The organism is Oceanospirillum sp., from assembly GCF_982874595.1.
Map to the genome: position 1 here is coordinate 1 of NZ_CEYNZH010000072.1, position 14176 is coordinate 14176.

The 14176-nt window shown below is 50.3% G+C and carries 9 protein-coding genes; all 9 read right to left on the minus strand.

What is annotated here, in order from left to right:
• Positions 1-67: 67 nt before the first annotated feature.
• On the minus strand, positions 68-3715 hold the full coding sequence (locus tag AC4GL5_RS17405; RefSeq protein WP_490384075.1) for a response regulator: 3648 nt from the start codon (positions 3713-3715) through the stop codon (positions 68-70).
• Between the two features lie 10 nt (positions 3716-3725).
• Entirely contained in the window at positions 3726-7214 is a 3489-nt protein-coding gene (locus tag AC4GL5_RS17410; protein ID WP_490384076.1) for a PAS domain-containing protein, read from the minus strand.
• A gap of 281 nt (positions 7215-7495) precedes the next feature.
• Complete coding sequence (locus AC4GL5_RS17415) at positions 7496-9166, minus strand: methyl-accepting chemotaxis protein (RefSeq protein ID WP_490384077.1); 1671 nt, start codon at positions 9164-9166, stop codon at positions 7496-7498.
• A 321-nt stretch (positions 9167-9487) separates the two neighbouring features.
• Positions 9488-9973: a peptide-methionine (R)-S-oxide reductase MsrB gene (gene msrB, locus AC4GL5_RS17420; protein WP_490384078.1), complete on the minus strand. Its 486-nt coding sequence runs from the start codon at positions 9971-9973 to the stop codon at positions 9488-9490.
• Between the two features lie 87 nt (positions 9974-10060).
• A complete protein-coding gene (cysG, locus tag AC4GL5_RS17425) occupies positions 10061-11497 on the minus strand; it encodes a siroheme synthase CysG (RefSeq protein ID WP_490384079.1) in 1437 nt (478 codons plus the stop codon).
• 176 nt (positions 11498-11673) lie between these two features.
• Positions 11674-11943 (minus strand): hypothetical protein, encoded by a 270-nt coding sequence (locus tag AC4GL5_RS17430; RefSeq protein WP_490384080.1) that lies wholly within the window; start codon positions 11941-11943, stop codon positions 11674-11676.
• 156 nt (positions 11944-12099) lie between these two features.
• A complete protein-coding gene (locus AC4GL5_RS17435) occupies positions 12100-12282 on the minus strand; it encodes a hypothetical protein (protein ID WP_490384081.1) in 183 nt (60 codons plus the stop codon).
• A 158-nt stretch (positions 12283-12440) separates the two neighbouring features.
• Positions 12441-13055, minus strand: coding sequence for a dTMP kinase (locus AC4GL5_RS17440; RefSeq protein ID WP_490384082.1), 615 nt, complete (start codon positions 13053-13055; stop codon positions 12441-12443).
• 3 nt (positions 13056-13058) lie between these two features.
• Positions 13059-14176: B12-binding domain-containing radical SAM protein (locus tag AC4GL5_RS17445; protein ID WP_490384083.1), on the minus strand; the 1118-nt coding region annotated here is incomplete at its 5' end.

Here is a 14176-nt window from a genome sequence, read left to right on the forward strand (position 1 = left end):
GATGAGGTTCATCGGGCGCTGTAAAAAAGTGTCAACTTATATCAGGACTAGACAGATAGCATCAATTTCAGGCAATAACGACCCGATTACGCCCCGACTCTTTAGCCAGATAAAGAGCTTTATCGGCTTGTTCCAGCAGAGTAACTCCGGAAACAGAGACCACCCGCTGAGAGACAACCCCTAGACTGATTGTGACAACATCCGCTGTCGGCGAAAACCCATGGGGAATAGCTGCTTGCTCCACCGCTTTACGCATCGCCTCAGCAATCTGCTGACCACCCTCAGCATCGGTTTCCGGCAGGATCGCCACAAACTCTTCACCACCATAGCGGGCAAAAAGATCTCCCGGGCGATTGACCACCTGCTTAAGCAGTTCGGCCACCTTAATCAGGCACTCATCACCACGGCCATGACCGTAGTTATCGTTAAAGGGCTTGAAGTGATCAATATCCAGCATGATCAGGCTAAGATGACTCTGGCTACGCTGCAAACGCCTGATTTCAGCCTGTAAGCGATAATCCAGATAACGTCGGTTAGCGACCTGAGTTAAACCATCAATATTGGACATATCTTCCAACAGGTCTGTTTTCTGTTTCAGACTCATATGGCTGCGTACACGGGCCTTCACGATATCCGGATGGTAGGGTTTGGTAATGTAGTCAACAGCGCCTAACTGGAGACCTTTGGCTTCATCCCTGACCTCATCCAGAGCACTGACAAAAATAATGGGTATCCGGTTGGTCTCGGGGTGAGCTTTAAGCTGTCGACAGACCTCATAACCATCAATATCCGGCATCATAATATCGAGCAGTATCAGATCCGGCGGATTATCGCTTTGAGCGATAGCCAACGCTTTCTCCCCCCGGTTAGCGACCTGAACCACGTACTCATCTTTCAGCAAACTGGCGAGAACTTTCACATTAGCCGGCACATCATCAACAATCAGTACCGATAGCTTGCGGCTGAATGCGGGCGGAAGAGCGATTTCAGGCAACAGACCGGACTCTGTCGGACGCGCAGCCAGCTGTGCTGGCTTTTCGCTGTTTGCAGGCATCCCGCCCTTTGTGTTCGGGTGAGAAACCTTATTCATCAAGGCATTCAGCCAAGGGCCGGGTTCTGTCTTCAACCAGGGTTTGAGGTGTTCAAACAGCTGATGCCCGGTAAAGGGTTTACCCAGATGATCATTCATACCCACTTCAAGAGCTTTCTCACGATCCTCAATCAACGCTGCAGCGGTGAGGGCGATGATCGGAATATCCGGATTGAAGCCCCGAATAACCCGGGTTGCCTGATAGCCATCCATCTCAGGCATCTGGATATCCATCAGAATCAGATCAACCTCTCCATCTCTGGCCCGGTCCACACCTTCACGGCCGTCATGGGCAATAACAACCTGCAGGTTCATCTGTTCAAGCTGCGCCTGAACCACCTGCTGATTGATCAGGTTATCTTCAACCACCAGCACCCTTTGCTGGCAGAAACGCAGATCACGGTCAGAATGCTCAGCCAGGGCAAAACGCTTTTGTAAAGACTCCAGCGCATTGAACAAATTAGACTGATGCACGGGTTTTGGCAGATAAAAGACGTTCTCCACACTATCCAGATTGATCTCAGAACGCTCATAGGCGGAGACCATCAGCATTGAAGGCAGGTTTTCCTGATACCCGTGACGGAAAAGCAGATTCTGAATGCACTGCAGTGCAGCGAGTCCATCCATTCGAGGCATCTCCCAGTCCATCAGAATCAGGTCATAAAGCTGATGATCGGCCAGGGACTGTTCAACCTTGCGTACGGCGACCTCGCCATCGGTGGCTTCGGTTACCTCAAAGTCCCAGGACTGAAGAATATCCCGCAGGATCTGTCGGGAGACAGACTGATCATCAACCACTAAAGCACGGCAGGGGCTATGGTTACAGGCAACGGGCTGATGCGAGGTCTCCATCTCACGGGCAAAAGGCAGCTCCAGATCAAAGTGGAAACAACTCCCCTTACCCGGTGTGCTCTCAAGTTCAATCCCTTTTTGGCTGCCCATCAGGCGCACCAGTCTTTGACTGATCACCAGCCCCAGACCTGTGCCCCCGTGACGACGGGTAATGGAATTATCCGCCTGGGAAAAGGCTTTAAACAATCCTGCCTGCTGTTCATCGCTCAGGCCAATACCACTGTCTATAAGGCTGAAGCGCAACAGTGCCGCCGTTTCAGTTTGCTCAAGCGCCGTTATCTTAAGCTCAACCAGCCCTTTCTCAGTAAACTTAACGGCGTTAGCCATCAGATTCGTCAGTACCTGAGTCAGACGCAGCTGATCACCCCGATAAGTATGAGCAATAGAGCTGGGCAGGTTGAGTATCAATTCCAGCCCTTTCTCACTGCTTGAAAGAGCAAACAGGGTAGAAAGCTGTCTCAAGACCTGTTGCAGGCTGAAGGGTTCAGAAACAATCCGCACCCGTCCTTCTTCGATACAGGAGAAGTCCAACAGGTCATTAACGATTCCCAACAGTAGCTGGCCGGAATGATGGATCTGCTGAAGGTGCTCATAAACATCATCCGACAGATCGGAAGATGTCATCTGAAACTCACTTAACCCAATGATCGCGTTCAACGGTGTCCGGATTTCGTGACTCATATTGGCCAGAAAATCTGACTTTGCCTGACTGGCAGCTTCAGCACTCTCCCGCGCCTCAATTAAGATCTGTTCGGTTTCTTTACGCTCCTGATACTGCTGGCTCAGATCCAATGCCGTCGTAGCAAAATAAAGAGGATTGCCATCATGATCTCTCATGACACGGGTGCTCATCAGCATCGGGAAAACATGACCATCCCGATGAGCATGCCAAATCTCTTTGGGTGCTACGGTTCCTTCAGCCAATACCCGCTGATAGAAGCTTTCGACAGACGGGAGCTGATCATCATTATGGAAGAGCATAAAGTTCTTGCCCTTCAGTTCATCAACGGTATAGCCGTGTAATTCAGCAAAGAAAGGATTCAGGTAGATAATGTCACCGCCCAAATCGGAAATGGCACTACCGTAGAGTGCACTGTCGGCAATCGCTTTAAACCGACGGCTTTCTGACTCAGCGATTCTGCGTTTGCTCATCAGCACAGCCATGGCAAAAGCAAACAGAACCGAGACGACCAGCCCGACAATCAGAAACGTGATGGTCCGTCGGCTTTGCAGCAAAGCCTCTTCGGTCTTACTGGCGACCAGCTCCTCCAGTCGTTTCTGATAGTGCCACATGCCCTGATCCAGGTTACGACCCGGAGTAATATCATGAACAACAGATAACAACAGCTGTTTACCTTGACGGTCGTAGGGGTGGGAATAGACTTCAACGGTCCGGATCTCGCCATCAGCGAGTTGGTGTCGGAAAATAAAGTAATGCCGCCCGGCCGCTTTGGCTGCGATCATCTCTTCCCTGATCTGCTCCTCATCGAACGTATTGATGTCCTGAATCCGCATGGCCCGCATCTGTTCACGACGGTATCCGTAGAAATCTGTCGCGGAAGGGTTCGCATCCACGATGCGACCATCAGCGGGATTAATCCAGAGCAGGGGAACATCCTGGGTCTCAAAAAAGGCCTCAAATCCGACGGCCTGCGCTGGCCGGGATACCATAAAAAGAGCAATCAACAAACCAACAAGTAATGTACCGCTTGTTCGGCTAACACTGAAAAACGCCTGTAACTTAAGGAGATGCAGAGAGTGTATCGGGTTCAAGGTCGTATCCTTAAGACGGGTTATTGAGTTGGTCTGACAACTGCTGCAGCGCTGCTGCTGCCTGTTCAAAGTCAAACTGATCCAGCGCATCGGTTACAGACTGCCACAACACTTCCGCATCAGCGGATGCCGGACCAGCCGCAGATAAATCAGCGGAGATAGCCGTCAGCTCATCCTCATCGATAAACTGGCTATTGCGGATTTTGCCCATGAGCAGTTCTAATTGCGCAGTAAGCGCACCGACACCCTGCTTCGACAAATCAGATTCAGAAGAGGAATCAACGGAACGCGTGGGTGCTGTTTTTTCAATCTCTTTTACTAACCAGTCAGACACGTCCTCGTCGGTCCGATCCAGTAACTGCCGGAAGTTCTTTAACATCTCGTCTGAAGGCGGCTGTTCCTGCTTCAGAAGCTGATCAAGTTGCGCGGCAGACTGAGCCAGCGGCTGCATACAGAGATTGCCAGCTACGCCCTTGATGCTGTGAGCGACCCGATGCCCACGAATAAAATCATCGGCACTGCTTATTTCGGTAAGTTGGGCCACAAAAGTCAGCTCCTGGAGATACTCTTCTTTCAGTTGTCGCAGAAATTCCTGTAAAACCTTCCGGTAAAGAGCCTCCTGCCCTCCGACCATTGCAATACCTTCTTCAGGGTCAAACAGTGGCGTCTGATCAGAAACTGAAGTCGTCGGTGGGGATTCGTAGGACAGCCCGGCACTGTCTGTTGCCGCATGAGACTCTGCCTTAACCTGCGCAGAATCCCCCACCCCGGATAGCCACTGATTGAGAGTACGGAACAAAGCGTGGGTTTCAATCGGTTTTGTCAGATGACCGTTCATGCCCGCTTCAAGTGCTTTCTTCTGGTCCTCTGCCATCGCGGCCGCGGTCAGAGCAATAACCGGTACCTGTAAGCCTTTTTCCCGTAGCTGGCGGGTTGCCGTATAACCATCCATGACGGGCATCTGAATATCCATCAGCACCAGATCAAAACTGCGCTGATCCAGCAAATCCAGAGCCTGTAGCCCGTCTTCGGCCAGAGTTACTTTTAATCCTAATTGTTCAAGCTGGGTTCGGGTGATCTCCTGATTGATCAGGTTATCTTCAACCAGAAGAATCTCACCGTGCAGATGGTCAGCAACCGATTCATCTTCCTGCTGCAACAGCATCAGAGTCTGGGCCTGTGCGTCACTGCAAATAGCCAGAGGCAGCTGAAAACTAAAGCGGGAACCCTTGTCAGCCTCAGAGACCAGATCGATGCCCTGCCCCTCCATGGCATCAACAAGACGTTGACTGATGACCAACCCTAAACCCGACCCCCCGTGCTTTCGCGCAATAGAGGTATCGGCCTGACTAAAAGCACAAAAGAGTTTCTCCTGTTGCTCAGGCGTAATACCGATGCCGGTATCTTCTATCGAGAACTGTAACCAATGCCGCGTGCTATTACCCAGTGTCTGAGTAGAACCCAAACGCACCGTCAGTTGCACACGCCCCCGTTCGGTGAACTTGATCGCGTTTCCAAGCAGGTTAGTCAGAATCTGCCGAATCCTGAGCTCATCCCCCATATAAACCCGAGCCAGGTCAGGAGCGGTATCGAATACCAGTGCGAGGGACTTTTTCTCAGCCTGAAGGGCAAAAAGGCTGCTCAGGTTGTCCAGCATCCCTTCCAGAAAGAATGGCTGCTCTTCAATACCCAGCTTGCCGGATTCAATCTTGGAATAGTCAAGAATATCGTTAAGAATACCCAGCAGAAGCTTGCCGGAACGGTGTATTTTGTAAAGGCGCTCCTGCAGTACATCCAGGTTTTGCTCGCCCTGGCTGATCTGACTCAGTCCGATAATGCCACTCATAGGGGTACGGATTTCATGGCTCATATTGGCCAGAAATGAGGACTTAGCTTTGTTGGCTTCATCCGCAACCTGCTGCGCCTTCTTAAGCGCCAGCTCCTGCTCTTTTCGGTCAGTAATATCGTAGATGTAACCGTTCCAGATGACAGAACCATCACTCATGCGAGTGGGCGTTGCCCGTCCCTCCAGCCAACGCTCACCCTTTGTAGGGTGCAGATAACGATATTCCTGCTCCCACACCATAAGGTCCTTTGCTGACTGCATAATACTGGTGCTGACAGCCTCGATATCCTCAGGGTGAATATGCCGGAGAACAAAATCAGCATCCTCTATAGCCTTTTCCGGAGAACAGCCATAGATATCCTCAATGCCCTGTGTTGCAAAGGGGAAGCTGGCCGAGCCATCACTGTCGAATCGGTATTGGTAGAGCATACCCGGCATATTGTCCGCTAACAGACTGAGCTTATTTTTTAGCTCGAACTCTGCTGTGATATCGGTGTGGCTGCCGATGACCCGAAGCGGTTTGCCCTCAGCGTCCCGACTGAAAACTTTGCCGGTGTCCCGGATCCATTTATAGCTACCGTCCTTGGAGCGCACCCGATGGGTATTATCGTAGATAGGCGTCTCACCGCTCAGATGAGCCTCCACATCACGATAAGCACCTTCAATATCATCAGGATGAATTCGGGATTCCCATTCACTCAGGGTGTCACCGATCTCATCTTCCTCGTATCCCAGCATCGATTTCCAAACCGGGGAGAAATAGACTTTATTGGTCTGGGCATTCCAATCCCAAACACCCTGGCCAGTACCCTCAAGAACGGCTCTCCAGCGTTGTTCGCTGTCGCTTAGCTCCCGAAGAATCTGTTGCTGACGACGCTCTTCGCTCATCAGATCATAAAACTTAGCAATGATTTCCCGCTGATGAATCAGGCCAATCACGACGCCTTTCGAATCAGAAACACCAAGACGGCGCAATTTACTGCTATTAAAAAGCGTTATCGCAGCCTTAAAGCTACTATCAAGGGAAACCGTACGTATGGGAGAGCTCATAAAGGTGTGTACAGGCTGCTCCCAAAGATTCCCCTTCTGAGACAGGATCGGAAATATATCGCTACTGCTGACAATGCCGGCAATGACGCCCTCACGCTCAACCAGAACCGAGGTATGTCCTGCTGTCTGCATTTTTAAGACAGCCATTTTCAATGGATCGTGCTCATCGACACACACGAAATCTTTGATGGCTTTCAGGTCTTTTAGGGAACACTCGATATCCGGCGCGTAAGCCATCATATAGTGAATAATGTCAGAGCTTGTGATAACGCCTATCAGAGTTTCATCATCATCCACAACACAAAGCAGCTCAGAATTTGCGCGACTGTATGTAACCGCAGCCTCCGCCAGAACCTGATCCCACTTAAGCGTTTCCACTAATGGCAAACCCAACTGAGAAAGCGGGGTCGAGAAATCAAATCCGGCAAAACGCAGGCTTATCAGAATATGTGTACTGACAACTCTATGACCCTTTTGCCCTGTAATCACCAGCGCATGCTTGGCTTCTTTTTCCATCAGCCTCACAGCATCCGATACCGTTTGAGAGTCATCCAGCAAGGCGATATCTGTATTGGCAATTTCAGATACTGGAGTAAAAAACATAACTATCCTTAATGACTGATGGGAGCCGTATTGGTTAACCCTCTGAATCCGGCCAGCTTCGCGTTGCACGTCAAAGTCAGCTCCCTAATATCATTTAATGTAACACTTTGTTCTTAATCAAAAAAAGCCGGAAATAAGCATTCCCGGCTTTTTATTAATATCATCCAATGATGATCAGATTGTTTCTCTACAGCAGAGGCAGGATATCACTCTGCTCTATCGCATTAATAATAGGTGCTCTCCCCAATGGCTCAATGATTTATAGACTCATTGTCCTGTTTTTAATCCGGCAGATACCCAACCCGGAAACCACCCCAGTGACGGCCATTCACAAAAACAGGCACAGACAGGTCATGCAGTACTTCGCCGGTGTCACGCTTATAGGTCTGCAGCAGGAGTTTTTCCTGGTGTTGGCCACCACGCTGGCCGGTTTTGTCATTAAAGATACGCTTACTGCGGCTTTTAACCAGATCCACCTGAGGATCTCCGGATTCTTTGTGGGCGTACTGATTATTGTGGGTCGGTACGTAGCCATGATCATCAATCATAATAGCGTAGGCAAAACCGTGACGGTTCAGGGTGTCTTCCTGAATAGCAGGCAAGACACGATCGGTAAACTGATCAAAGCGGGTAGAATATTTCTGTGGATTTGTACCGGCAATCGGTTGGTAGTTACGATCAAACAGATCATCCATTGACAAGGTGCCGCCGGCAACAGCGTCTTCGAAAGCTTTCTGAACACGCTCTGCAGCATGACGACAGGCGGCATAACAGTCTCGGTGTTTTCCGGCAGCAGCCTGACGCGCCAGATCGGCTGTAATGGTCTCGGCACCCTGCATCAGGCTTTCGGCCTGCGTGGAGAGATCGTGCATCTGATCGTTGCCTTCGATCACCTCTTCTTTAAGCGATGAGATAGAACGAGAGATATCTTCGATATGTTCATGACTGTGGACAACCGCCTCAGCGATACCGCTGATCTGCTGTTCAACCTCATCAAACTGATTGGCCATATCTCCTAAACGATTGCCAACCGTTTCCACTTTCTCAGAACCAAAGTTAATACGGGAGACCAGATCTTCGATGGTGCTGACCACTTCCTGAGTACTTGACTGAATCTCTTGTACAATATCAGCAACCTGCTGGGTTGAATCAGACGTTCGGCTGGCCAGACTACGGACTTCATCAGCGACGACCGCAAAACCCCGGCCATGCTCTCCGGCCCGTGCCGCTTCAATAGCCGCATTCAGAGCCAACAGATTGGTTTGCTCGGCAATTCCTTCAATAACCCGGGTCACATCCTGAATCATATCGGATTTATCATTCAGCTGATTGATCAGGCCTAAAGTATGGTCCGTGCGGGAACTGATATCCCGCATCTGAGAAATTGCCTCCTGTAGCTCATCCCGTCCGGTAAAACTGTACTCTTTGGCCTGAGTCGCCAGGGCGGTGACACTACTGGCGTTTACAGAGACCTGTTGCATGGTGACGGTAATAGACTCAACCCGAGTAGAAACTTTCTCTACTTCATCCTGCTGAACATCCAGACGCTTATCCATCTGGTCCGCCAGATGGGATACTTCGGCAGTCGCAATTGCAGTCTTGCTGGCCGTGCCTCCCAAAGCCTCAGCCATCAGCCGAAGCTTGGCATAACCGCCCACAAAGCGGCTGATGGGGGTTCCCGTCATCCCTTGCTGTTGAAGGGTTGAGCGGGCATTTTGCAGGTCTTCCGTCGTAACGTCCTCTTTTTTCAGTAAGGCGTCCAGCACCGGATGGGCTCCGCCACCAGAGCGACCGTTAACCAGCACCATTAAACCGGGCAAAGCTGCAGCAATTAAAAGACCTACGCCCCAGGTCGTAGGTATTGGCCCGGAAAGCATGCCAAACAACACGCCACCTAAAGCGGGTATCCCTGCAACCACCTGAATCATTTTTTGATTAGATGTTGAACTCATACGCAAATCAGCTCCACCCTGTCTGCACAGGAATTATTGTTGTAATAGTTATTGTGGTTGTTAGCTTTTTATTATTTTCGACATTCCATAATAAGGCTTGAAGAGACACCAAGACGCCCTACTTTAGTCCAAAAAAATAAGCCAGATGGCGTAAGATGGTAGCAAAATTCACTCTTTTACTGGTTGCAGCGCACAAGATTGGTATGACCTACCAGGGTTTTCACCAGTTAGCTTACACAGAGAAACAAAAGCCGCCTGAAATCAGGCGGCTCGATAAGTAACAGCGATTATCCGTTATTGAATGGCTGATGGTATTGACAGTCAGGCAGGAACAAAGCGAAGGGCAACACCGTTATTACACCAGCGTTCTCCTGTAGGTTCAGGCCCATCATTAAAGACATGCCCCTGATGACCTCCGCAGCGAACGCAATGATACTCAGTGCGCGGGTAGATCAGCTTAAAGTCGGTTTTGGTTTCGATATGACCTTCAACAATAGTGAAAAAGCTAGGCCAGCCGGTGCCACTGTCGTATTTCATCTCCGAGGTAAACAGCAACAGATCACAACCGGCACACCGGTACTCACCCTTGCGCTTTTCATCATTCAGCGGGCTGGAAAAAGCACGCTCTGTACCCTCTTCACGCAGAACATAAAACTGCATTTTATCCAGCCGCTCTTTCCACTCTTTATCACTCAGCTTAAGGGGTTTGATGGCGTGGTCAGGCTGATGACCCGCCTCAACCGCAGGAACAAACGTAAGTGCCGCGGGAAATCCAACCAGAGCCTGTAAAAAAGTACGACGTTTCATTGGGTGCTCCTGACTCAGTAAGTAACGTAAATGCTTTAGAGTCTATACGCTATCTGCCCCCAAAATGGATTCAGGCAGGAGTCGCCACTATGATTCCGAGCGTTTCCAGAAGCCCTGACTGCCACCGGCCTGCTCCGGATCAAACCAGTTCAGACTCTCATGCAGAGAGACGACTTCACCCACGATAATCAGCGAGGGCGGCTCCACCTGCTTGTCAGCAATATGCTCCGCCAGCGAGCCTAAAGTAGCAATATAGTTTTTCTGGTTACGGGTCGTACCCTGCTGGATCAGAGCCGCAGGGGTATCGGCACTTCGTCCGTGAGCGATCAGCTGACGGGTAATTTCCGGCAAGCCGACCAGTCCCATATAAAAGACCAGTGTTTGCCTTGGCACCGCCAGCTCACTCCAGGGCAGATTAGTGCTGCCATCTTTCAGGTGACCGGTCACAAAGCGTACCGACTGCGCATGATCACGATGGGTTAATGGAATACCGGCATAAGCGGCACAACCGGAAGCGGCGGTAATGCCCGGTACCACCTGAAACGGCACACGGTTCTGACTCAGGGTTTCAATCTCTTCCCCGCCACGGCCAAAGATAAACGGATCGCCACCTTTAAGACGCAGTACCCGCTTACCCTGCAACGCCAGATCAACCAGCAATTGATTAATATCGCCCTGAGGCACCGCATGATCAGAGCGGGCTTTACCAACATAGATGCGTTCAGCATCACTGCGGCAGAGATCAACAATCTCAGGAGCGACCAGACGGTCGTATAGCACCACATCCGCCTGCTGAATCAGACGCACGGCTCTCAGGGTTAGCAGCTCAGGATCACCGGGGCCACCACCGACCAGATATACCTCACCCGAGACAGCGCTGGGGTTCTGCTCAGCCGCTGTCAGATTATGCTCCAGTAACTGAGCGGCCTGATCCTCACGACCGGACAGCATCAGCTCACCAACCGCGCCTTCCAGCTGTTGCGACCAGAAACGCTCACGCAGTTTCAGCGTCGGAAAAAGAGCCTTAACCCTCTCAGAGCCCTGATGCACCAGCTTGGCCAGATGACCAAAAGAGCGCGGAATCAGAGATTCGAGGCGGGCTTTCATAATACGCGCCAGCACAGGGGCTTCACCGGTTGAGCCCACCGCAATCAACACCGGATGACGATCGATCAGATAAGGCAAAGAGACGTTAGACCATTCCGGATGTGCCGCTACATTAACCAGCCGCCCTTTGGCTTTAAGCGCAGCGGCCTGCTGTTGAAGCACTTCCCCGGTGCCTTCAGCCAGAATAACCAGCGGATATAACTCGGCCTTGGTAAACGCCTGCTCGACCGTAATTTCGGCAACCTCATATTCCTCTATCAGCTGCTGCAATCCCTGACTTAAAGGCTGTGACGCAGCAACAGCTACTTGCGCGCCCGCACGTAGCAACGCCTGCAGTTTACGCCGAGCCGTATCATCGTGACCGATAACAACGGCACCAAATTCCTGGGTATTCGCCATCAGGGGAAGCATTTTCATGGGCAGATCTCTTATACAGGGGCTACTGGGTCAGCCAAGGCTTGATCAAGACGGGACAGCGCTATTTTTATATAACCAAATAAGAGATACAAGATTTTTTTTATAACCAATTTATAGCGCTCTAAAGCAAAAACGCCCCATTAAGGGGCATTCTCAAGTCACAGCCCTGTCAAAGTTTAGTTGCTTACCTGTACAGGCTCCTGATCCTGCATCTCCTGTAACACCTGCTGCCAATGCTGATGGTAGGCCGCAGCCTTAGCCGGTAACAGGAACATCCGAACGGCAACCAAAGACAGGATGCAGGCTAAGCCGGAAGTGAGCCAGAGATTCATCTGATAAAAAATCAGAAAATAGGCTCCGGAAAAAACCAGATAGATCACGGCAATGGTGGTGGTTTCATAGCCCATGATACGGGGTGGCTTACAAAGACCATGAAAACAGTTCAACGCCGACTCCCATGAGTAAGCACGGGCAGCCAGATTAAGCTCATTCAGCGCTCTCAGATAACTGCCATTACGAAAAATCTTATAGGTCAGGCTGGAAACATAAAGCCCTGAACCAAACAGAACAGCGAAAGAGGAGATCAGGGTAATCAGGGCAAATTAGTCTCTGTCGGCGATGGAGATCAGCGTCGGCACCGGTATCAGCAGAATACATTGCTGGCACCCGGTCAGTTCCGATACCACCTGATCCCGGTTCTGATCAAAGGCATTAACCTGAGACGCCAACTGTGCTGAGCTATTTTTAACGGAACGTTCTTTTAACAATATACGCTTGGAATCCAAACCCTTTCTCCCTGACACAACCCGATCGCAAACCCGTTTTATATCAGCTTTTACTTAACAGAAAATTGATATCCCTTAATCGAATCAACCACAGCAAAAGATCTGATAAAAAAATGGCCTATGCTTTGCAGCACAGGCACGATGAAATATAACGCAGGCTACTGTTGTTTATATAGACCTGCACGAGCTAAGGCAGAATGGGTTTGATGTTTTGATTCAGCAAATGCCTCAATACGCTTATGCACATGTTCGGCAGCTTCATATTCACTGAATCCTGTTATATCAAAAGACTCGCTGCAGCGGGCAGTCAACTCTGCAAGGACTTTAGTACGGAAACCCTCATCCAGAGTTTCAAGATCTTCAGCAGTAGCCCCCCTTGCTGCCAAGCGCCGCTGACGCTCCGGCTCAGAGAGACATATCAGGAGTTCAAGATCCGGTTGGACTGCGTTTTTCAGCGCAGCATCCAGATCAACCGTTACTCCACGCGCTTTGGCATAAGCAATAGTGGATGCCGCATAACGATCCATAACCACTGTTTTACCCGAATTAAGATATTGCGCGGCCTTCTCACCTTCAGCCTGAACCGTTGCCGCATAAAACAACCCTTTTGCCGCTTCAGAATCCCCCAGTGCCGACATAACCCGGGCTCTCACCGGCTGCAGACTTTCTCCCGGTGTACGCAGAAAAATATAACCAAAATGCTTCTGCAGATTTTTAGCCAGTGTAGTTTTACCTACACCATCCAAAGCCTCAAGCACAACAAATACAGCCATCAGTTAATCCTCCTGAAAAAATGCCTGAAAATCCGTTTGCTGATTTAAATTATTTGCCAGTTTTGCCATCTCACAGTATTCACGACGGTCAAAAGAGTTACTGGCAATAACATGGGGAATAGCGGTTTCGGTCGACTCAATAAAACCAAATGTTGTTTTCTCCTGGTACAGCTCTGTCCCCTTTAACAGCATCAGCGGCCATACGGTTACTTTCGGAACCCCCTGACGCCAACACCACTTCAGCGAACGCTTAAAACTCTCCAGCGTCTGCTCCGGCAAGCCATAGATAAGAGATACTTCGAAAGGGATCGCGCGTTCATTTAACTGGCGGATTTTTTCTGCAATTGTCGCCAGATGGTTGGGACGGCGGATAATCTTCCCCTCCCGGGGGATCGCCGTTTGCAGGCCAAATTCCAGACAGACATCCATTCCCTGCAGAACATCCAGAAACTCATCGGTCAGAGTTTCAAAACGACACTGCAAAACCAACTGAGCCTTAACACCCGACTGTTTAATCATGTTCAGAATTTCGCAGGCACGCCGGGAATCACGATGAAAAATGGGATCCAGAACAGAAATCCGCCGCACATCTTTTTCTGCAAAAAGCTGTATTTCCTGAGAAAGCCGCAGATCATCCAGCCCGCGATAAACGGAGCGGTTACCGGGCTCTTTATGCTGACAAAAACTGCACTTAAACTGGCAGCCGCGCTGGGTTTCCCAACGAACAGATTCGCCCGGCGGTAGGATATGATGCAGATACGGCGATGCCAAACCTTCAAGAGAGTATTGCGCCATAAAGCCCTTATCCGGCGTCCCTGCGATATGAATACCCCACTGTTCCCGCATATCACCTTTAGCCAGGGCCACCATCGCTTTTTCACCATATCCCCGAACAAAAAAATCGACATAAGGATAACTGCGTTCCAAAGAGCTCTTGGCCGCATAGGAGATCTGGGGGCCACCCAGCACTATGCTGGCAGATGTACGACTGTGCACCTGTTCCGTGAAACGCAGCACCTCCTCTTCATTCCAGACATAAGCACCAATACCCAGCAGGCAATGAAAACCATCAGCCTCGATAGCCTTAACCGCGTTAATAATGCGTGATTCAACCTCATCAC

Excerpts from the sequence above, each read along its gene's own strand:
- AC4GL5_RS17410 (WP_490384076.1), bottom strand. The coding sequence starts at position 7,214 with ATGTTTTTTACTCCAGTATCTGAAATTGCCAATACAGATATCGCCTTG.
- AC4GL5_RS17415 (WP_490384077.1), bottom strand. The coding sequence starts at position 9,166 with ATGAGTTCAACATCTAATCAAAAAATGATTCAGGTGGTTGCAGGGATA.
- msrB (WP_490384078.1), bottom strand. The coding sequence starts at position 9,973 with ATGAAACGTCGTACTTTTTTACAGGCTCTGGTTGGATTTCCCGCGGCA.
- cysG (WP_490384079.1), bottom strand. The coding sequence starts at position 11,497 with ATGAAAATGCTTCCCCTGATGGCGAATACCCAGGAATTTGGTGCCGTT.
- AC4GL5_RS17440 (WP_490384082.1), bottom strand. The coding sequence starts at position 13,055 with ATGGCTGTATTTGTTGTGCTTGAGGCTTTGGATGGTGTAGGTAAAACT.